Source organism: Flavobacterium sp. (assembly GCF_031411595.1).
GTDB lineage: Bacteria > Bacteroidota > Bacteroidia > Flavobacteriales > Flavobacteriaceae > Flavobacterium.
The window spans coordinates 67,692-90,496 of record NZ_JANOBI010000044.1; the positions used below are offsets into that span (position 1 = coordinate 67,692).

A 22,805-nucleotide genomic window follows, 5' to 3' on the forward strand; every position below is an offset into this window, starting at 1 on the left:
ATTTTTTTTAAGGTTGAATCACCACAGTTTGCAATGCTTTTGCACTAATGGAAATATTTTTTTTCTGATGGTTACTATTGATTTCGAGTGTTTGCATTGTATCAGTAGGATTAAAAATCACTAAAGCAATATCTCCATTTGGATTTTTCACCGCAGTGGCCATCAAGTCTTTATGATCTATTGTGCACCCAATTTTTACAGCCCCAGGTCGCATAAATTTGCTGAAATGAGCCATCGTATAAAATAAAGGTGTAAAATAAACCTCATCTTTTTCTGTGTCAACAATTACAGGAGCCGTGCACCAGTTTTTAAACCAATTGGGGCCGCCTTGTCGGTCTAACACCATATTCCAATCGACCCAACCGTCTACCCAATTGTTCAAACAACCAATAATATCCGAGGCATAACGATTAACCGGTGCGTATTTCGGATGCAAATGTTTATCCTTTTCACTGGCCCAGTCCCAACCCCAATCGGTGGCTTCCTTTTTCCAATACCAAGCATCATCATTCCAATGTGGAATTTCAGAATCAACGCAAGCTTCGGTTTGGATTAAATATTTATTCGGTGCTTTTTTGTGTGCATATTGTAAGGCATCCGGGAAGTAATCATAGGTGCTTTCATACCAATGAATGGCTGTTCCTGCAAAATATTTTGATGATTTTTCATTTTCAAACATCGCATCAACCCATTCTTGTAGACCCGCTCTGTTTTGATCGTATCCTAAAATTTTTACATTCGATTTCCCATGGGATTCTAATGTTGGGCCCAAGTGATTTTGAACAAAATCAGTCATTTCTTTAGGAGAAAAAAGCATGCTTTCCCAGTTGTTGCCGTTGCCATGCGGTTCGTTGATTACGGTTAGTCCCCAGATATCAATACCTTCCTTTTTATAAGCATCGATATACTTCGCATAATACAAAGCCCAAGTATCGTTATATTCCGGTAGTAATTTTCCGCCGATCCAACTTTTGTTGTCTTTCATCCAAGGCGGAGCAGTCCATGGGGAAGCGATGATTTTAAAGCCGTCTTTTGAAATCGATTTGGCTTCTAAAATCATTGGAATAATATCTTCTTTATCTTCTTCTATAGAAAAATGATCCAGATTTTTATCGCCATCAACCATTGCGTACGCATAGTGTTTTAAAGAAAAATCACAAGAACCAATATGCGTTCTGGTCAGCGAATAATTGGCCCCTTCTTCACTAAAATAAGCGTCTAATACTTTTTTGCGATTCTTTTTACTTAATTGATTTAATAAATAGGCACTCGATTCTGTAAACGAACCGCCAAATCCGGTGATGGTTTGAAATTGCTCCTCCGGATTTAAAGTAATAACCACAGGATTTTCATGGTTAATAAATGTTGTTATTTTCTTTAATGAATGGCCATTGGCAGAAGTTTCATATACGTCCATTGTTAGATCTTTATTTGCTTTACAGCCATGCAATGAAAATCCTATGATAAAGAGGATTATCGAAAATTTGAAGTGAACTATTATACATTTACATTGTTCCATCACGACTACTTTGTTACTAATTCTGATGGTGTTTTAACATCCATCCACAATGCTTTCTCATTGCCTTGATAAGTTTTTGTAATGGGTTTTCCGCTGCGTGTTAACCCTTTAAAACGACCCGCATCCACCTCATTCCAAAGCGCATATTTGGCTTCCGATTGCAGGTTGATTAATCCAAAATGGTTTTCAGAACCTAGTGGATTCGTGCTATCTTTCCAATTTTCATCGAAAGCTTCAAAATAGAAACAACTGATTCCAGCTTTGTTCGTCCAATCGCGCATTAAGTTGTAGAATTGCGCTGACTTGTATTCATCTGTAGCTTTCGAACCTGCATCGCCATAGAGTTCATTAGACATTGTTGCCCATCCTGTTTCACCTATATGAACGGGTTTGTTAACGCCAATCGACTTCATATAACCAACCACACTTTTATACTGCGAAACCGCATAATCTCTAGCGCGAAGCATTGCTGCATCAATTTTTTCTTTTTCAGAAAAGTGTTCTTCTTGCGGTTTAGTACCCCAAAACACCGGATGGTAATGTGTATCATGCATCGGATAGGTGTGCATAGAAATGTAATCGACCGCTTTGATCAATCGATTCAAATCTTCGGTATGATATTCCGCATCACCACCACCCCAAGAAGCGAAATTATCAGAACTGGTAATCCACAAATCTTTCGACAATTTTTCTTGTTTTTTTAAATGCTGCAAATGATTGACCCATTTCAAAATCACAGCGGGTTGCACATAATAACTCGTGGCCCATTTGACCATGGCTTCATTTCCTACGGCCATTATTTTAACGATATCGCGATATTGATTGGCTAATCTAACGGCTTGATCAATTTCAACAGCATTGCGTTCGCTTTCTTCGTTGTGATTCGGTTCCAATGTAGTCCACGCGTTTTTACAATCAATCCAAACGCCCAGCATTACATACATTTCAAAATGATCATCATCCTTTTTCAATTCGCTAATAGCTTGGAGCAAATTCGAAGCTTCCTGATGGTGCACATTATACGTCCGAATCACTTTAATATTGATGGCAGACAATAGCTTCATGTCTTCTTTTAACTCGGCAATGGTGGGTTCGTTTTCTCGGGTTTTTGTTCTGTATCCACCATAGCAAATGGCTTGATACTTTGCGTTTCCAAGTATTTTTTCTGCTGTCATTGCGCTAGATATAGTGCTATTCATATTTTTATTACATGAAATAAATAGAAGTAATACGATGTATATTACTTTATTCATTCTCTTAAATTATCTGCTGTCAAACTCACGATTATGGATGAAATTTCGCCGCTTCGAAGGAATATTTTTTTACTTTTTTCAGGATCTAACACTAAGGTCTTAAAGGCTTCTTTAGTTCCATTGCTATACTGTAATTCTATTTGATTTGATGGTGCCATTTTATAAATTACCGGCACTTGACAAGTGGTAAATGCCAAACTATTTTTTTCCAATTGCATTGATTTTTCGGTTCCATCTAACAATACAAAAGTGGCTTCTTGATCTTGACACAAAAACTCTTTTTTACTTAGAATTGTAGGCTCGAAGCCCAATTTTCCTTGATTCACTTTTACACCCAATTCGCCAATTCTAGTGAGAATATCTTCTTTCACTTGCCCAGTCATTCCGGGTTGTTGTGCCCCGCGATGCAACGGTGTATGTGAATAAGGATACGTAGGAAAAGCACCATAAACAGCTGGCGATTTGTGAATGCCAATCCCTTCACCAATTTCTTGATAATGATGTATTAATGTTGAAATGACTGCGGAATCGTCTCGGTCATTGATGGCTTTCAACGTCACTTCCTGTACCGCCAAATGCAGTTTAGAAACCATGTGCCAATAAATAGAACCCAAACCTTCAAAAGCAAAGAAAGTTCCGGATCTTCCGGTAAAGGCTTTGTGATTGAAAACCGATTCGAAAATTTGTAAAACAAGATCCGTTTCTTTGGCCACCAATTCTTTGTATTCTAGTTGATTTCCAAGTTGAATCAAAGCAGCTTTTAAATCATTGGCATTGTGAAAATTACCATTGAAATGATAACCGCCTTTGATGTCTTGATTGATGATTTGCGTGTTGTGATATTGCAGTAATTTCAGCAGTAAAACGGATTCTGCTACTCTAGAATCTGGAATCGTATTTTTCTCTAAAAACTTAGGAAGTGCTTTGTTGGGATATAAAATATAACTGTTTTGGTCTGGTCGGTATAAAGTGCTATTTCGCAACGCTTCTAAAATTCTGACGGCTTGTTTTCCGTATAAAAAACCCGAACTCAACACTGCCACTTGCCCTTCTAACATTTCGGGTAAGTGCGAAATCGAAACGCCATCCGGCTGCACAGACATCAGATTATAAGCATGATACAAGTTATCTTCTCTTTGATTGGCATTGATCGAATGTTCAATAAAATCTAAGCTCACTTGCGTGAATATTTTAAGGCCTTCCATAGAAACGGTGCGTTTTTTACCCCAAAATCCGCTTTGATACACATGGTCGCGGTAATCTGAAGCCGATTGCCCTAAAGCATCCATTACTTTTTTTCGATCTTGGTTGTTGATGGAAGCATTTAATAAGGGTTTAAAAGCCAGAAGATTTTCTCTAATGGTATGATAAAACTCGACCATCTCGTTCGAAATCTTAATATTTTTGGTGGTTGAAGTATCTAATAAACTTTGGAAAAATTTCAAAAAGCGATGCAAATAATACAACGTCACCATCGAAACACCATTGCCTACTAATGCATTGTTTGCATCATTCCATTCCGGTCGCTGGGTATTCATCCAAATACCGCCTTCTGGGATGAAATTCGACATTTTTGCCAAAACCGTAGCGAGTATTTTCTCGATAAAATTGACGTGATAAATCACATTGTTATCGCTCATTAATAAAGCTCCATCTGCACCAATTATCGCTTTTTGCTGATTGACTTTTTTCTCCAAATCATAGTGGTAAGCAATCGTATCCTTTGGATTTAGCAGTATTTCTTGATACGTTTTGATGGTATAAGGCACTGCAGCATATACGAAACACTCTTTTTCAAAATAAGTGTGCAATTTTCCCGGTTGGTATTTTTCTATAAATTCTAAAAATTTCAATAAATAAATAATCTGATGATCGCCCCAATAACCAATGTATGACCATGGATTATCGTGCTCTATGGTTTCCCAATCAAAACCGTCTTTGGTCACGCGATACGGATTGTAACCATCAAAAGTGGAAGCGTTCAGAAACTTATGAATCATGCCATCAATAAACTGCGGATAGGCATAAGCTAAGGCTTCCCAATTCTGAAAAATATCGCGCCAATTGCCTTCGTAATCTAATATTTTGGAACCGTCAATTTCGCTTCTTGTATTGATTGAAAACTTATTCCATGGTCGACTCGGATCACCGTGTCTTCGACTAAATTTGAGTGGTAAATATTCTGTAGCAAGACGAATTAAATCTGCATCTGCGTGTTGTGCAACTAATTGTTCAACATCGAAATAATTGAAAGTTTCAGGCAAGTTATTTAAAAAAGCACCATTGTTTTCAAAAACTATTTTGTTCGATCGCAAGAGGTATGCTAAAAAATCCTTTTTTTCGATTTGATAATTGTGATCGAAAATGCCACCGCGCATCATATTGAATAATACGTTCGAAAAATGGCGCGTATCTTTGCGTTTGTCAGCTGTATATTGCAATCCGTCAGCTGCAGCATTGAGCGAGATTAGATTTTGTTTGCCCAATGCAATATCTTCTAATAATTGATTTTCTAATGAACTATCATTGACAATTGCATCACAAAGCTGGATGACTTGCGACTGATCTTGATTGACATTCGCTATGATTTTCCAACTTTTGGAAGTGTTTTTTACTAATAACAAATCGGTGGAGACAAAATAAGCGCCTTTTTCGCCTTTGACATCGGTTTCACTCTGTAATTTTTGTTGTTTTCTAAAAGCCGGAAGTTGCATTGATGATAACAAATACGTTGGGTTTTCTAACCCTATTGACCAAGCGATGTTGGCTTTTAATGCTTCGCTAGGTTCGGCTTTGTCGACGATAATAGCACTCAATGCGAAAATTCCCAAGCCACTTTCTGAATGAAGTTCATTTCTTTTATAAGCATCAACTAAATTGCTAGTACTATTTTGCAAATCGCTACCAACACCTTGCGGCATAATATTTTGGATTCCATCTAAAAGCGTAATCCTATAATCTTGATCGGAATGGTTGATGATTTCAGATTTTTTAATGAAGCCGAAATTATTACTGGTACTCCATTGGTAGCGGAAAGTCAATCCCAGATCGTGGTGAATTTCTTCAAAAATGATGGTATTGCCACAGCTATTTTTATAGAGATTGCTACTTAAATTGTATTGTTCATTGAATCGATCTGAAAAAGGTTCCCAAAGATACGTTTGATTATCCTTATGGATTTTAAAAATAGATTTGCTACCCGTAATATCGGCAAACTCGGTGATTTTATCATCCGTATAATAAGGGAAAAGTGCAAAATCGGCATTCTTTCTTCCGGCCGTCAAGCCACCATTGCTCGAAATGAATAACCAATGATTCGAATCGCTTACGATGCTCATAAAAAATGGGCGCATGGCATCACAATTGGCGATTTTATAATATTGTTCCCCTTCTAGCACTATCGTTTCCATAGTTATAGGTTTATCAATTGTTTCCAATTCGTTATCAATGGATGCCTTTGGGGTTGTATTCATCACGTAGCTTTTAGTAGAATGTTTTGTCAGTTTTATTAGTTTACTTCATTGTAAACCCGCACATAATCGATAATCATTTTTTGAGGAAAAGGCGTTTGAGTTGTTGGATTTCCCAGATAATTCCCGCCAACGGCAACATTCAAAATCATATAAAACGGATGATCATACACCCATTCGCCTGGCAAATCACTTCTTTCGATGCGTTGGTATAGGAAACCATCTACAAAATAATCGATGGTATCGGCATTCCATTCAATAGCAAAAATGTGATAATCCACATCGAAGCGATCGTTTCTTAGTGCATAGCTGCTTGTAATGGCGTTGCCGCCTGAATATCCTGGACCATGAAGTGATCCATTGATAATACTCGGCTTCTGTCCACGCAATTCCATGATATCAATTTCGCCACATTGCGGCCAAGTGACGGTTTCGTTATTAGCACCTAGCATCCAGAAAGCAGGCCATAAACCTTGACCGTAAGGTGTTTTTAGACGCGCTTCAAAACGGCCATAGGTTTGCGAAAACAAGTTTTGCGTTTTGATTCTAGCCGAAGTATATTGAGAACCTCCTAGGCTTTCTTTTTTTGCTGTGATTACTAAATTGCCATTGCCGTCCATCGATACATTTTCTGCGCGGTTGGTATAATTTTGCAATTCTTGATTTCCCCAGCCATTACTTCCCGTACCAAGATCAAAGCCCCATTTGGTGGCATCGGGCAATTGGCCTATACTGCCATCAAATTCGTCGCTCCATGACAATTGCCAATTGCGGTTGTCGAGCTGTTGTGTTTTGTCATCAGAGTTACATCCTATTATAGTGACAAGCATTAATGCCAAGAACATACTATTTTTCATTACTATTTTTTTCATCGGTCATTGTTTTAAATTAAGCCATACATTAATTATAGAAATAAATATTGTCCGCATAAAAGTTAGTAATATTCGTTCCCGACAAAATAATCTGTCCCAAATGCGCTTTGTTGGTTAAACCCGCTAAACTTGTCAATGGAATATCCAAACTAACCCAATTTTGAGAAACCAATGTTGGCGCGGTATAAGTTCTGGTTCCGGTTACATCATTACCGCCACCATAAGCTGCGTCTGCACCCCAATCAATGACTTCGAATTTGAAAGTTGCTCCCGTAGGTACCGTATTTGGAAAATATAAATCTATATGCAAATGCGTCATTGAGGTAGCATTAATCGTTGGAGCACTGAATTGAATTCCAACAAAATTAAAGTTGGTATAGTTCAAAACATTATCGCCATTCACAGTAAAATCTGCCGATTGTGTGGTTTGATAAGGCGCATAATATCCATTATAATAATCAACCGGAACATTCGAGTACGTTTCGCTAAAAATCGAAATCACATTCGAAGGATTTCTTGTTGGAATTGGTGCCTTGGTGAAATTACCTAAAGAATTTAATGTTAGAGAACCTGTAGCCAGTTGCCCTCCAAGCGTTGCTGTAATTACAGCTGAACCGGTAGCTAGTGTAGTTACAACGCCCAATTCATTGACGGTAGCCACCGTCGGATTGGAAGATGCAAATTCTAAATAAGCAGTACTAATGGAAACAGATTGGTTGATTCCATTCGGTAAATTGAATGTTGTTGTGAGTCCACTAACATTAGATTGAACACCGTTAAAAGAAGTTTCAATTTTGTTAATACCGCCTAAAATAGAGGCTTGACCGTGCGCTATGGTTCCTAGTTTTTCAAACTTCACTTCATCAATATAAAAAGTATAGCCTTCGCCATTTTCGGGTCCTTCTGAAAAATACAGCATGCCTTTTTCTATTTTTAGTTTGGAAGCATCGGGTATTGGAATAATATATTTTTTCCAAGCGGTCGTCAAGCTGGTTCCTGTAATTGATGTTTGGTATTTGTTTGCTCCCAAATCAATTCCAAATCCAATCACATCTAAAGAAGCCGCTTTTGAACTTTTTGCCCAGAAAGTCAAGGCATCATATCCTGACAAATCTCTTCCAACGCTCGTGAAAAAAGCGCCACCAGCATATGCACCATCTGGGTCATTTACGTTAGGCACGTCAATACGCATTGATGAACTAGAGTTATTATAAGTAACATCGTGATCTACTTGAAAAGCCATTGTAACAGTATTGCTAAAGGCAGCGTAGTTTAGACCGGAACTAAAACCATCGATAAAAACTTCAGGGTTTGTAGAATAAGTTGCTTCTTGAAAATCTTTAGGGTCGTTTTCACATCCTAAAAAGGTCAGTGCAATAATCCATAAGGATAGGTGTTTTGCCCAACGAATCGTATTATTTGATTTCATAATATTTTTTTTTAATTTCCAATATTGATTTGAATATAAGTTCTGATTTCCCATTCACTGCCATCAGGGAATCCGATAGCATTAGGATTTGGCACCCAATTTCCGGTAGCATCTAAGATTTGAGTAGGATTGTATCGCGGGGAATATTTATCTAATGCACGCCAAGTACCACGGATACCAATTCTGGTTCCTGGTAGTAAAAACCAATCGGGTTTCCCTACTTCAGTAGAAAGGTCGGTCATTAGTTGCAACGGGAACGTTAGGTTGAAATCACGATGGTAATCATACGGTCCCCAGTCATTTATTTTTACGAAGGAGTTTAGTTTGACTTTGTTGTAAATCATTCGCAAATCCATTCCATATCGGCTAATGGTTCTTGCATCGCTTCCGTTTCCTTGAGCATCACCACCGTAGAAATTGGCGATAATGCCAAAATCTCCATTGATTTTTGATACTATTCTAGCATTGGCTTCCCACAAATCTTTGGCTGGAGCAGCTCCAGGAAAAGCGAAAGTGGTTCTTCCGTCAGGAAAGATTCCGATAGCGGCATCTTGTGAAGTAGGCAAATGACGGAACACAAAACCGGCGCTTACTGCAAATTTTGAATCTTCAGTTCTGTCATTATCCCAATCGTACATCCAAGTGCCTGGGGTTGGGTCGTAGGTTATTAATAATTCGCCTGCTACTTGTTCTCTGTTACCTCTTACCACAAATGGATCTTCTAGAATATTTCTAGGTCTTCCGGGTGCTGGCACGGTTGTACTCATAGGCCCTTCTAAAGGTTTCTGCCATAAGAAATTAGGCGCAATTTGAAATTTTCCAACGTTGTATGCAATTCCGCTTAGGAAGTTGTATTGGTTTCCACTACCACTATCTTTCAAACGCCATCCTGTGAATGTTTTCGTAAGATCGGCTCCACCATTGGCTACTAATCCCATAGCAGCTGCTTGTCCGTACCAATTGAATTTTCCTCCGGTGTAGGTTAGTTTTACTTTTCCTCCCCAATTGTCTTTGGCTTCAATTTTATTTTTATACACTTCTTCACTGCCTTCCTCGCCTCTAGAAACTTGATACTCTCTGCCATTTAAAGGTTGACCTGCCCATATTCCGCCTAGATCAACTCCAAATTTTCCAAATTTTCTATTCATATGAAGCGTTAATCTTCTGGTTTTAGGTTGTGGAATGGCAAACGAACTTTCAGTAGCTCCTTGTTGATCGATATCTTCGTGGAAAACAGTGGTGAAATTAAATTTACCTACGCTTTTAGAATATTTAAGCAATAATGCTGGATTGGCGCCCCACCAAAGTTGTGGACCGAAAGCCAATTTCAAACCGCTAAACAATTTTTTTCCTTCCATTTCAAAACCGGAAGGAGCCATTCCGTTATAGATGTCTATCTGAGATCCGTAGTTGGCTTCAGGGTATAATCCGAAGAAATCCCCTTCGTAACCCCAATGATAATGGCCGGTTCTGTAAAAACCATCTAGGTTAAAATATTCTTGGTTCCAGTGATAACTGGCTTTATAAATCTGAACTCTATTGATTGATTCTAATTTTACATTACCATCATCGCTGTTTACCGTTACTGGTCTGCCGCGATTTTCATAGAAAATTTGATCTATTGGATTTTCAGCTACATTGCCTATAACGTTGAATTCTACATTAGCACTAGTGTTGGCCGAAGGATTTGCTTCAACTCCAATATAATAGGATTCCATGTGATCAAAACCTAATTTGTTTGGATATTGTGTTGTAGTGGCTGAGGCATCATCTGGAGTTGTGATTAATGATCCGCCAGTATTAAAAGTGGTAAACTCTGCAGACAACCTGCTGAATCTAATTTTACCTCCGTTGTTGGCTTCGAGAGCAGCTTTATCACCTCTTGCTCTTAAAGTGGCATCTATAATTTGGGCTTTATCAAAGTGACTATTGATGCTGGCTAAAGTAGTACCCGCTTCATAAGGATTCAATTGATGTACATCTTTCAAAACATAATAAGCTGCGCGAGGATACAATTGATAAGATCCTTTTTCGTTGGTGGCTCCTTTGGCGCAGATTCCGAACCATTCTTCGTTCATATTATTTTCGCCTTCGGTGTAGTCTTTTTGATAGCCACCATTTGACCAAGAAGCGTTGTTGTCATGAACGTCTAAATTTTTAGTTTGCGCATATTTCCACCAACCGTCACTGAATTGAAATGTAAAACCACCTAAAGAGTTTCCAGCTTTTCCTAGACCTGCTGCATTTTCATAAATTTCTTTCCAATTTCCTTTAAGGTAAAATGCTTGTGAATTTTGATCTTCTTGATTACTTAAAACGTTGTAAGCATCCGCGCCAAACTCTGTAAACAACACCGGTTTCCCGTATTCTTTCTTTACACGTTCAAACACATCGCCAAAAGAAACACCTCGATAGACATTGGCACCAAGGATATCAACATCTTTACATTCCGTAGCGATAAGATCTAAGAACAGTAAATCACCATTACAAATCGCCACTGGATGATTTGAATCAATCGACTTCATAGCCACAGCTGCTTCGTTGAATAATTTGTACAACGAATGCGCTCGAGCCGTCGATTTTCTGTCTTTCACAGGAATATTTTCTGTTTCGGCACCGTCCCAGAACAAACCATAATTATTTTCGTTTCCTAATAAAAACAACAACAGCCCTTTGGTGTCTTTATAATCAGATGTCATTTGTTTTACTTCTTGCAATAAAAGCGCTCGTGTTTTAGCATCGGAATATTCAGTATTGGGTGTCCAAACACCGTCTAACGTTAAACCATAGCGTCCAAAAGAATGGTTCAGCATCGTATAAATTCCATAATTGTTGTAGACATACTCAATCCATTTTTTGGGCATCCCGGCATAGACACGAATGGTATTGACGCCCATATTTTTGAGCAATCCCATTTCATCATCCAAAGCTTGCTGAATAAATGCGTCAGGTTGCTTCCAAAGACTGAACGAATAATTGGTGCCGATGGGGAAATAATCCCAATTCATTCCATTGACTATAAAATCTTTACCATCAACTTTAAGTTTCATGCCATCGCTATTGTTCACCACAACCACTTTGTTGTCTTGTGAAAAAACAGATGTTGAAAAAAGCATCATGGTTAGTAAAAAAATAATTTTTCTCATGGGTATCATTATTTAGTTCGTGGATAACAAATTCGATTAATAAAAAATTAGCATTATAAAGGATATCGATTATTTATAATGAATTTATTAAGGGTTTTTTTTCTGTATTGATAAAAATCTATTGTAAATTTTAACGATTTATAAACTTACATTTTTTATGTTTTTCAAAAAACAAATGCTGGATTATAGAAACTATACAAAACGGTATAAAATAAGAAATGCTAAAAAAACAATAGTGATATCAATAATTCAGCAGCATTGTATGTGATTGCGCATGTGCGTTATTGAACCTCAAAAAGCGCTTTTGTATAGTTGATGTATAGTTAAAAAAAGTGCAAAAGGAATGCTCAAATCGAAAGAATATACTCTACAAGACCTGTTTCGTGCGGCAGATCCATTTTTTTACGCAAACGATATCGTTTTATTTCCACACTGCGCACAGAAATATTCAATAAAGGCGCAATTTCTTTAGAGGAAAGGTTTAGTCGAAGGTAGGCACACAATCTTAAATCGTTTGGTGTTAGCGAAGCATGAGCAGCTTTTACTTTCTTTAGAAAATCTTTATCGGTATTGTCGAAAGCTTCTTTAAAAATTTTCCAATTGTCTTCTTCTGAAATGTTTTTGGTAATGGTGGTAATCAATGATTTGATGCTTCTGTTCCCATCATTTGAAGTGTTTTTTAAATCTTCTTTAATCACCGAAAGCAATTCATTTTTATTGATCAAACTCATCGACGAAACAGCTAATTCTCTGTTTTTGGTATCGACTACCTGAGATAGTTGTTCGTTGCGCAATTTCATCAACTGCTGTTCGTTTTCTAATTCCTTTATTTCCAATAAAAGATTGTTTTCTTCAATGAGCTTTTCTTTTTGTTTTTGATAATAATTTTTATACGCTTTATGAATAAAATGGGCTAATACGAGAATCAAAATCAAATAAATAAATATTGCTAAATAAGTTGCGTACCAAGGTTTCGAAATGGTAAACGCGTACGTAGCAATTTTTTCTGAAGCCGAGTTGGCCAGTTTGGCTCTAACTTTAAACGTGTAATTTCCAGGAGAAAGGTTTTTAAAATTGACGGTAGATTTGGCGCTCCATTCGCTCCATTCCTCTTGAAATCCTTCCAACAAATACTGGTATTCTGCATTGATATACTTGTTGTATTCGGGTACCGTAAAACTAAACGTAATGTTGTTTTCAACGGCTTTGAAGGTGCCTTCTGAAGTGATTGCGCAATTGGTGCTTTTTTGATTTAGTTGGTTAATACTAATATTCGAAATGAAAACCTCATAATTTTTAAAACTCAAATCATTGATATTGATGGTGTAATATCCATCGGTAGTTCCGATAAGGTAGACCGAATTTGACAATTGTGAAATATTTTCATAACCCAACATCGAATTCGTGAGCGATGATGGAATTGGAATGGCGTTTTGTTTCAATTGATTGCTCAATTTACTTAACGTAAAATAGTGAATGTAATTCTTCGAAAAAAGCCAAATTTTATTAGACGAATCTACGATTAATCGGCCCGAAGTATATTCGTCTTTTTCAAATACTTTGCTTAAAACCGTTTCTTTTTCATATGCTTTTGTAATTGGATTGAGCTTAAAAATTCCGTCTTTAAAGGCATAGTAAATAGCATTGTTGAATTTAGCCAAACTCGCATTCTTCCCTTTGACTGGCGAAGCATAGGCAAATTTGCTTTTAACAAGAGTTAAATCGGAATTCAACTGCAGTCGAAAAACACCTTTATATTCATGGCTTACATAAACTTCATTTTGATTAGTAATTTCAAAATATTTAGCCGAATAATCGAAACCAGTGATTCTGTTTTTAAATATCCATTGGTTGTTGCTTTTTTCTAAAACCGATAGTCCAAAGTAATTTCCTTGCAATAGTTTGTTTTTCTGATTGGGTATTGTTTCTAATTTCCAAGTTCCGGATTGAGAAAAAATATTTCTTGCTACACCATTTTCTATGACGAAAGTACCCGAATCATGACCACAAAAAAGTGTTCCTTCATATTCAAACAAAGACCACACTTGTCCTTTGGTTCCGGAGATGAATTTAAAATCTTCATTACTATCATAATTTTTATAAAACAACCCTTGATTGGAACCTATATATAATTTATTCTGAAACAAAAGTGAAGTATACACTGTGCCTAAAATGCCTGTATTATCGGAAAAACAGTTGACCGGCGTTTGAAGGTTGATACAATTAATGCCATTGTCTAAACCAATCCACAAGTTTTTATCAGTATCCTCAAAAAGCGACAAAACGGTACTGTTGCTCAAGCCACGATTTTGAGTGATGTTATATTTGATTTTACCGCCTTTCGACATTATGAAAAGGCCATTAGAAATGGTGCCTAATGCAAAACTACCATCGGATAATTGCTGACAACTATAAATACTACTTGCCGACAAAACCGATTCTGCTTCAGTATGAAACTTGATTAAATTACCTGAAATCAGTTGATAAAACCCGTTCCATTGCGTCTGAATAAGCAATCCGTCATCAGTGGCAAAAACATTGACAATGCGATTGTTTTGTAAAATAGGATTATTCGAAACCAATTTGCTTTTTCCATTTTCTATTTCAAAAAGCCCATCGTTTTGCGTTTGAAAATAAATGGCATTGTCAACACCAAACGATTTTATAATATTGTTTTTTGGCGTTATAATAGAAAACTGTTGGGTTTTGGTATCATAGATATAAATGCGATTCAAGGATTGAAAAATAACCCATTGTTCGTAATTCAGTATGTTCCAAAATTGTTCGTCATCTAAGATTTTATCTTTTATTTTAGTACTTAAGGAATGGTATTTCAATTGTCCGTCAGAAGTTCTAATCCAATAGCCAAATTCCATAAAACAGCCCGAATAAATCTTATTATCAATCACTTTTACAGAACGAATAATCGTTTCATTAGGAGAAGGATACAATGTCCAATTCGAACCATTGTATTCTAACAATCCTTCATTATTGGCAAAAAAAACAAAGTGATTTTGATCTTGCGTGATCATCCAATTTTGATTGCCGGCACCGTATAAATTTGGGCTATATTTGACTATTGGCGGCAGTTCTTGAGCAATGACCAAAATCGGCAATAGAAAAAATAAAAGGCGGCAATAGTTTAGGAGTGGTGCTTTTTGCATTTTAAAACTTAGATTCAAAAATTGAAGTATAAAGATATACAACAGATTGTATAATTACTATACTATAAAACAAAAAAAGCACGCTCTTTCAAGACGTGCTTTTTAGAATAACCTAAACTAACTTACTTTTTGATCAATCTTGAAGTAGCAACTTTTCCTTCTGTTGAAGTTCTAACAATATAAACACCTGAATTAAGATTCGAGATATCTAAAGTAGTTTGCGCTGCATTTGGATTGGCAACCATTACTTCTTGACCTAATACATTATAGATTGAAACCGTATCAATTGTATTTCTAGCATCAATTGTTACTGAATTATTGGCTGGATTTGGATACATGTTAAATGTAACTGCCTCATTACTTTTTGTGCTAAGTACAGTTCCTTGATTTTGAGAAAAATAAATATTATCAAAATAAACAATATCCGAAACTAAGTCAGAAGTAGTTCCGAGTTTGTATTGTAGAAAATTGGTTTTATTAAATCCAATTCCTACAAAGAAAGACAATGGAATATTGACACTTTGCCAGGAACCTGTTACAATCGGAGCATTTCCAGCATCTGATAATTCATAGTAAAATTCACCACCTCCAATAAGAATAAATCTAATTTGAGTTGAATTAGCATCAGCAAAATAATCAAAATGTACCCAATTGTAGGTTGAAATATCAGTCGCTGTATTGGTTCCTTCTCCATAACCTGCAACGGCAAAATTCATTTTAATCGCTTGATTAACTCCAGTTCCCGGATCTAAATCAGGCTGACCTGAATTTACTCCAAAATTATAATTTGATATCCAAGTATTTGTAAATGCACCTGTATCACTATAAATACTTAACACTTCCGCTGGTGGCGTAGATGGAGTTGGCGAAGGATTTGGCAATGTTGCAGTAAAAGAAATTGTATAAGTATTCGTTACATTACCGTTTTGAGAAGTAACTAATACGGTAGCAGTTCCTGGAATTGCAGTAGCTTGTGTTATAGAAGTTACAGTAGCAGCTGCATCGGTTGTAGTAGCTAAAGTAATTTGCGGAACATCAGTAGTTCCAACGACGAGTTCATAAGTATAATTGTTTGCTGCTGGAGAGAAACCAGTAACCGAAACACCATCAACTTGAAGGCTACTCAAAGTTGCATCTGAACCTACAGCAAGTGGTGCTTTCCAGAAATAAATGTTATCAAGATAAATCGTTGATGGATTCACACCACCTTGACCATCAAATTTTAATTGGAATACAGAATCCCAAGTCATTCCAGTAAAAGCAGATTTAGGAAGGTCAACACTACTCCATCCACCATTTAATATAGGTACATCGACCAAAAATTCTCCAACACCCGTTCCGTTGTTAATTGGAGATACTTTAACGCTAGTTGCTGTGGTTGTCCAAATATCGATGTGCAAGAATTCCATACCAGAGGCATTCTGAGTAGTTAGTTCTGTACCTTGATAATTGAAATTTGGATAAGCCAAAATTAAATTTCCAGTTCCAGGATCGTAGCTAGGGTTCACAGAACCGAAACCACTTTGACCCCAATTCGGATTATAATTTGTTGCAATATTAGTGTAAGTGCCACTATAAATAGAGATTACATCAACTGCATTTCTTGTAGGATCTGGAGCATTGGTTACAGGTTCGTTTGTTCCAATGGTTGGATTCTTCCAAAAATAAATATTATCTAAGTAAATAGCCGCAGGATTTGTTCCGCCTTGAGCATCAAATTTTAACTGAAACAAAGAGTCCCATGTCATTCCGGTAAAGGCCGTTTTTGGAATATCAATACTACTCCAACCACCATTTACCAAAGGAACATTGACTAAGATTTCACCAACTCCAGTTCCATTATTAATTGGGGAAACTTTCAAATCTGTTGCAGAGTCCGTCCAAACATCAATATGAAGGAATTCCATATTTGAAGCATTGGTTGTTGTTAGTTCAGTACCTTGGTAATTAAAGCTAGTATATGCCAACACTAAATTACCACTCCCAGGATTGTAGTTTTGGTCGACACAACAAAGTCCGGATTGTCCCCAATTCGGATTATAGTTTGTTGCAATACTCGTAAACGTTTCACCATAAATAGAAATCACATCCGTGGCATTGTTCGTAGGAACGGGAGCATTGGTTGTGGGTTGCGCAATTCCTAATGAAACTGCAAAAAGTGAAACTAAAAGTGTAATTTTTTTCATAATATTTTGATTTTTAGTGATATTCAAATGTAGGCAGGAAGTGAATTGCTTTGCTAAATGTACTGTATATAAAAACTATACAAGTTTAATAAAGACAAATAAGCTTCAAAAGCTCCGTATTCAATGCGATTACAGTGATTTAAAGCGAGTTACTATTTCTTATTTTTTCAAAAAAAAATAGTGTAAAATTACCGCATGTTGTGGTAATGTTATGGTGACTATTACGTTTTCGTAATGGCTTCGAAGTCATTTACTTCCAAAAAAATCAATTTGTGTCTCGAAAAATGATTTTTAAATAAAAAGTAGTGGCTTTTATTTGCTGTATAATAAAAATACATTCAACAATAAAAACCTATTTTATATCAATTATTCCTTTTAAACTACCTTAAAATTTGATTACTTACTTAATCATAATTCCTATTCCAATCCTATTAATTTAATTATCTTTACGCTCATTATTTTCTGCTATGAAACCAACCGATATTGCCACACTCGAACCCAAGAAAAACATTTTAATCAAAGGCGCTCAAGTACACAATCTTAAAAACCTTGATGTTGCCATTCCCAGAAATAAGTTGGTCGTGATTACCGGTCTGTCAGGTTCGGGAAAATCATCTTTGGCTTTCGATACGCTATATGCTGAAGGCCAACGCCGTTACGTAGAAAGCTTGTCTTCGTATGCGCGTCAGTTTTTAGGACGATTGGATAAGCCCAAAGTAGAATACATCAAAGGTATCGCACCTGCGATTGCAATTGAACAAAAAGTCAATACAACCAATGCGCGCTCGACCGTTGGAACATCTACAGAAATTTACGATTATCTGAAATTGCTTTTCGCCAGAATTGGAAAAACTTATTCGCCAGTTTCAGGACAAGAAGTCAAAAAAAATTCGGTGACTGATGTAATCAATAGTGTGAAAACTTTTGCACTCGATAGCAAATGGTTATTGCTCGCACCCATTCATCTAGAAGCAGGCAGAAAACTCGAAGACAAACTCAACGTTTTATTACAACAAGGTTTCGCAAGAATATTGGTTGATGGTGAAATCATTCGTTTAGACGACATCGCAACAGCACTCGACAATACAAAATCAAAAAAACAAAAAGAAGTACTTTTAATTATTGACCGAATCGTGGTTAAAGATGAAGAAGAATTCTACAACCGATTGTCTGATGCGATTCAAACTGCTTTTTTTGAAGGCAAAGGTGTTTGTTATTTGCAGGAATTAGACACAAAAAACCGCTTAATCTTCAGCAATAATTTTGAACTCGATGGCATTGCTTTTCTAGAGCCGAACGTGCATTTATTCAGCTTCAATAATCCATATGGTGCTTGCCCTGTTTGTGAAGGTTACGGCAACATCATCGGAATTGATCACGAATTAGTCATTCCGAATACCGCTTTATCCATTTTTGAGAATGCAATTTTTCCTTGGCGTGGCGAAAGCATGAGTTGGTTTCGCGACGAACTCGTCAACAACGCTTATAAATTTGATTTCCCAATTCACAAACCTTTCTTTGAACTCACAGAAGAACAAAAAGATTTGGTTTGGAAAGGCAACGAATACTTTCAAGGCTTGCATGATTTCTTCAAAGAACTCGAAGAAAAAAATTACAAAATTCAAAATCGCGTCATGTTATCGCGCTATCGCGGCAAAACCAAATGCTATTCGTGTAAAGGAAAACGATTGCGCATCGAAGCTTCTTATGTCAAAATCGATGGAAAAACCATTTCCGATTTGGTCGATTTACCGATTCGAAAATTGAATATTTTTTTCAAGGATTTGAAATTAAACGACTTCGATCAAAAAGTGGCCAAACGTTTATTAATCGAAATCAACAATCGACTGAGCTTTCTCGTTGATGTCGGTTTGGATTATTTGACGCTCAACCGAAATTCAGCGTCACTTTCGGGTGGTGAATCGCAACGCATCAATCTAGCAACTTCATTAGGCAGCAGTTTGGTCGGCTCGATGTATATTCTCGACGAACCCAGTATTGGACTGCATCCTAAAGATACCGAACGACTCATCAAAGTATTGCTTTCGTTGCGCGATTTGGGCAACACCGTGATTGTTGTGGAGCATGATGAAGATATCATGAAAGCCGCCGATATGATTATTGATATCGGCCCCGAAGCTGGAACTTTTGGCGGAAATCTTGTAGCTCAAGGCACTTTCGATGAAATATTAAAAGCCGATTCGTTAACCGCAAAATACCTCAATGGCTCGTTAGAAATTCCCGTTCCAAAAAGCCGTAGAAAGTGGGGCAATTATATTGAAATTCTCGGCGCAAGAGAAAACAACCTGCAAAACGTTGATGTTCGTTTTCCGTTAGAAGTACTTACCGTAATCACGGGAGTTTCAGGCAGTGGAAAAAGTACGTTAGTCAAAAAAATATTGTTTCCCGCGATGCAGAAAAAGCTCGATGGCATTGGTGAAAAGGCTGGACAGTTTACCGAAATGCGCGGTTATTACCATAAAATTCACCATATCGAATACATCGATCAGAATCCGATTGGAAGGAGTTCACGTTCGAATCCTGTGACTTATATCAAAGCTTACGACGACATTCGCGATGTATTTTCAAAAGAAAAATTATCCAAAATTCGTGGTTATCAACCCAAACATTTTTCATTTAATGTTGATGGCGGCCGATGTGAAACTTGCAGTGGCGAAGGATCAATTAATGTCGAAATGGTCTTCATGGCCGATGTGCATTTGCCTTGCGATACTTGCGGTGGCAAGCGATTCAAAAAGGAAATTCTAGAGATTTATTTCGAAGGAAAAAACATCGATGACATTCTAACGATGACTATAGATGACGCTTTACAGTTTTTCACAACAGCAAAGCAAGCGAAAATTGTTCAAAAACTACAACCGTTGCAAGATGTTGGTTTGGGTTATGTGCAATTGGGGCAATCATCATCAACACTTTCGGGTGGTGAAGCGCAACGTATTAAACTCGCGACTTTCTTAGTCAAAGGAAGCACAAAGGAAAAAGCCTTATTTGTTTTTGATGAACCTACAACGGGTTTGCATTTCCACGACATTAAAAAATTATTGAAATCATTCGACGCTTTAATCGAAAAAGGACATTCGATCATCGTCATCGAACACAACATCGATTTGATCAAATGTGCTGATTATATTATCGATTTAGGGCCCGAAGGCGGCGAAAATGGCGGGCAGATCTTGGCGATTGGAACACCTGAAGAAATTGTCAAAAACAAAAATTCAATAACGGGAAAATACTTGAAAGAGAAATTGTAGACATCTTTATAAACTTTGCGTCTCTGCGTCTTTGCGAGACATTATTCTCGCAAAGACGCAGAGGCGCAAAGCTATTATTAGTAGACTATTCTTGCTCATCGGGATTTTCATCACCCGCAAAAAACAAATTAAACACAAAAATCTTCACATAACGCGTTTCATTGCTTTCAAAAGAATACGTGATTCTTTTTTTCTTCGGATCTAAAGCTACTTTTCCTCGAGCGCTTTTGGAGCGCAAAATCCAAGTGGCAACGCCTTCATCATCGATAGAATAGTTGATGATTGAACCATGATATAATCGGGTTTTCCCATCATCGGTCATACTAATCACAATATAACCGCTACTTTTCGTATTGATTTCACGAATATCAATCACCGAACTTTCATACTCGGTATCTTTCAAATCATAACCGTCTTTCTCCTGATTCCACACGTAAAACAAGCGACTGTCGGAATTAAAACGGCGTTGTTCGTTGACTTTGGTGGGCATCGTTTGCGCGTTGCCTAAACAACCTACAAAAAGTAATAAACTGGAAATGAAATACTTCATCGTGATGGGTAAAATTTTTTCAAAAATACAAAATTGATTCAAATGTAATGGCGTTTATCAAAAAATGACACTTGAAGTCTGTTTTTTAACAAATTCAATTGATAGATTGGTATAATAATTGAAAGTAAAAAAATAAGAACGAAGATTTAAATACAACTTCAATCCGTCAAAATAGCATTATAAAAATTGGGTTTTATAATTTAATTGGTTGAATCCCGCTGGTAGTTTTAATACTTTCAGCGGGATTTTTTTAGGAGCTAATCCTGCTATCCGCTACTATCTTTTGCGCCGAACAACGGCACAAAAGGATAACCACTGCTATCAGGGCTAGGCTTTATACTAAATTAAAACCATTATTTAAAATCTTGAAAAAACACCTGAAGTCCACTGGACTTCCTCCTCTTAATCTCACCCGAGGCAAAGCCGAACTGAGCGAAGCTAAATTATCAGGGCTAGGACTTCAGCCTTCGAATGAAATTATTGATGACTTGATTAATCTCTACAGAAATCAACCACTTATAATTCCAATACCCATAAACCAACGTAATCAAAATCGATTTTAAAACAATACTGAGTATCGGATGAAACGGGAAATCCCAAAAATAAAATGTCAAAAAGACCAAAGTAATAATGACAAACGACCGCAAAGTGTTTTTGGTAAATGGGAATAAATCCATCTTTTTAACCACAAACCAAAGCTTGATGGTATTGTAAACAATCACCGAAATCAAAGTCGCCAAGGCTGAACCTACAATGCCATACATCGGAATGAATATCATGTTGAGTACAATCATCATTACAACCAAAAGCAATCCGAAAAGCAATACCGAACGATAGTATTTGGTATTGAGCACAATCGCATTGTTATTGCCCAAAATCACATCATAAAACTTCGACAATCCAATTAGAAAAACCACTAGCAAACCGCCACTGTATTCACCCGGAATCAAAAGATAAATTTGTTTGATGTTCAGAAAAATGCCCAGCATAATTAAACCCCCAAAAACCTGAAGATTGATGGCGCTTTTTTGATACAATTCCTGGAGTTCATCATGCTTATTTTCACTCATCAACTTCGCTGTGATCGGATAAATAATCTGCAACATCGCACGACTCGGAACCGCAATCACGGTCGCTATAAAAATAGCTACGGAATACAAGGCATTGCTACTGATATTTTCATACGCAGGAATCATCACTTTATCAAAATCCATGAGTAGAACGGCGACGCTTCCAGATAGAATAATAAAGAAAGAATAGCCGAAAATTTCTTTGCTGTTGTGTGGAATCTTAAACTGCAATTTGGGCATTTTGACATACATCGCATAACTTTTCATCACAACAAATTGAAGGAAATAAGCAACGACCAAACCGTAAATAAAAGCATCTTTGGTGAGCCAGTTCCAATGCACGGCAAACAACATTAGCATTATGATAATCCGAACCAAAACTTCGCTGATAAAATTCCCGAAAACCGACTGCATGTGCACTTTCACCCAAGCATAATATACTTCAAAATAACCCATACAAATACCAATAATCGGAATCAACCACAGAAATGGTTCAACGGTTGGGTTTTCTTTTAAAATATAAAAGGCAATTTCATCATAGAAAAAATACGTGATCGATGTGATCGGAATAATCAACAGCAATGGCATCCAAAGCATGAAACTCAGAAACTTTTCGCGTTCGATTTCGGTTTCGCATTTAGAATAAAAACGAATCAACGTATTGTGCACGCCAAACGCCATCAAGGGCATCATAATATTGGAAGCGGAAAGCAAGAACGCCACCATGCCGTAGTGCGATTTTCCGAGAAAATTAGTGTATAAAAACAACGCATTGATAGCGCCAATTCCAAAACCAAAATAGGTAATGACTGTATTTTTAATCGACTGATTCAATACAATTCCCATAATTAATTTTAGATTTTAGATTGAGGAT

General features: G+C 36.9%; 11 protein-coding genes. 1 reads left to right on the forward strand and 10 read right to left on the reverse strand.

Features of this window, described 5'->3' with window-relative positions; genetic code table 11:
• Nucleotides 1-7: 7 nt before the first annotated feature.
• The 8 genes from RMO03_RS10695 to RMO03_RS10730 all read right to left on the reverse strand — a co-directional run bounded on the left by RMO03_RS10695 (nt 8) and on the right by RMO03_RS10730 (nt 17,039).
• On the reverse strand, nt 8-1,417 hold the full coding sequence (locus tag RMO03_RS10695; RefSeq protein WP_309642094.1) for a glycoside hydrolase family 30 protein: 1,410 nt from the start codon (nt 1,415-1,417) through the stop codon (nt 8-10).
• Nucleotides 1,418-1,524: 107 nt separating this feature from the next.
• The gene (locus tag RMO03_RS10700) at nt 1,525-2,718 is read right to left on the reverse strand and encodes a glycosyl hydrolase family 17 protein (RefSeq protein WP_309642095.1); all 1,194 of its coding nucleotides are present in this window, start codon (nt 2,716-2,718) and stop codon (nt 1,525-1,527) included.
• Nucleotides 2,719-2,768: 50 nt separating this feature from the next.
• Nucleotides 2,769-6,245: a hypothetical protein gene (locus RMO03_RS10705; RefSeq protein WP_309642096.1), complete on the reverse strand. Its 3,477-nt coding sequence runs from the start codon at nt 6,243-6,245 to the stop codon at nt 2,769-2,771.
• A 35-nt stretch (nt 6,246-6,280) separates the two neighbouring features.
• A complete protein-coding gene (locus RMO03_RS10710; protein WP_309642097.1) occupies nt 6,281-7,114 on the reverse strand; it encodes a glycoside hydrolase family 16 protein in 834 nt (277 codons plus the stop codon).
• A gap of 28 nt (nt 7,115-7,142) precedes the next feature.
• Entirely contained in the window at nt 7,143-8,543 is a 1,401-nt protein-coding gene (locus RMO03_RS10715; protein WP_309642098.1) for an Ig-like domain-containing protein, read from the reverse strand.
• Between the two features lie 11 nt (nt 8,544-8,554).
• Complete coding sequence (locus RMO03_RS10720) at nt 8,555-11,689, reverse strand: glycosidase (RefSeq protein ID WP_309642099.1); 3,135 nt, start codon at nt 11,687-11,689, stop codon at nt 8,555-8,557.
• A gap of 347 nt (nt 11,690-12,036) precedes the next feature.
• Nucleotides 12,037-14,853, reverse strand: coding sequence for a triple tyrosine motif-containing protein (locus RMO03_RS10725; RefSeq protein ID WP_309642100.1), 2,817 nt, complete (start codon nt 14,851-14,853; stop codon nt 12,037-12,039).
• Between the two features lie 122 nt (nt 14,854-14,975).
• Nucleotides 14,976-17,039, reverse strand: coding sequence for a T9SS type A sorting domain-containing protein (locus RMO03_RS10730; protein ID WP_309642101.1), 2,064 nt, complete (start codon nt 17,037-17,039; stop codon nt 14,976-14,978).
• Nucleotides 17,040-17,506: 467 nt separating this feature from the next.
• Between RMO03_RS10730 and uvrA the strand changes: the two genes are divergently transcribed.
• Entirely contained in the window at nt 17,507-20,311 is a 2,805-nt protein-coding gene (gene uvrA, locus RMO03_RS10735) for an excinuclease ABC subunit UvrA (protein ID WP_309642102.1), read from the forward strand.
• An 85-nt stretch (nt 20,312-20,396) separates the two neighbouring features.
• Here the strand turns inward: uvrA and RMO03_RS10740 are convergent, their stop codons facing one another.
• Both RMO03_RS10740 and RMO03_RS10745 read right to left on the reverse strand, forming a co-directional pair.
• Nucleotides 20,397-20,861 (reverse strand): hypothetical protein, encoded by a 465-nt coding sequence (locus RMO03_RS10740; RefSeq protein ID WP_309642103.1) that lies wholly within the window; start codon nt 20,859-20,861, stop codon nt 20,397-20,399.
• Between the two features lie 452 nt (nt 20,862-21,313).
• Nucleotides 21,314-22,777 (reverse strand): oligosaccharide flippase family protein, encoded by a 1,464-nt coding sequence (locus tag RMO03_RS10745; protein ID WP_309642104.1) that lies wholly within the window; start codon nt 22,775-22,777, stop codon nt 21,314-21,316.
• Nucleotides 22,778-22,805: the final 28 nt, after the last annotated feature.

Excerpts from the sequence above, each read along its gene's own strand:
- RMO03_RS10745 (WP_309642104.1), bottom strand. The coding sequence starts at position 22,777 with ATGGGAATTGTATTGAATCAGTCGATTAAAAATACAGTCATTACCTAT.
- RMO03_RS10695 (WP_309642094.1), bottom strand. The coding sequence starts at position 1,417 with ATGGACGTATATGAAACTTCTGCCAATGGCCATTCATTAAAGAAAATA.
- RMO03_RS10705 (WP_309642096.1), bottom strand. The coding sequence starts at position 6,245 with ATGAATACAACCCCAAAGGCATCCATTGATAACGAATTGGAAACAATT.
- RMO03_RS10710 (WP_309642097.1), bottom strand. The coding sequence starts at position 7,114 with ATGAAAAAAATAGTAATGAAAAATAGTATGTTCTTGGCATTAATGCTT.
- RMO03_RS10730 (WP_309642101.1), bottom strand. The coding sequence starts at position 17,039 with ATGAAAAAAATTACACTTTTAGTTTCACTTTTTGCAGTTTCATTAGGA.
- uvrA (WP_309642102.1), top strand. The coding sequence starts at position 17,507 with ATGAAACCAACCGATATTGCCACACTCGAACCCAAGAAAAACATTTTA.
- RMO03_RS10740 (WP_309642103.1), bottom strand. The coding sequence starts at position 20,861 with ATGAAGTATTTCATTTCCAGTTTATTACTTTTTGTAGGTTGTTTAGGC.
- RMO03_RS10725 (WP_309642100.1), bottom strand. The coding sequence starts at position 14,853 with ATGCAAAAAGCACCACTCCTAAACTATTGCCGCCTTTTATTTTTTCTA.
- RMO03_RS10700 (WP_309642095.1), bottom strand. The coding sequence starts at position 2,718 with ATGAATAGCACTATATCTAGCGCAATGACAGCAGAAAAAATACTTGGA.
- RMO03_RS10720 (WP_309642099.1), bottom strand. The coding sequence starts at position 11,689 with ATGAGAAAAATTATTTTTTTACTAACCATGATGCTTTTTTCAACATCT.
- RMO03_RS10715 (WP_309642098.1), bottom strand. The coding sequence starts at position 8,543 with ATGAAATCAAATAATACGATTCGTTGGGCAAAACACCTATCCTTATGG.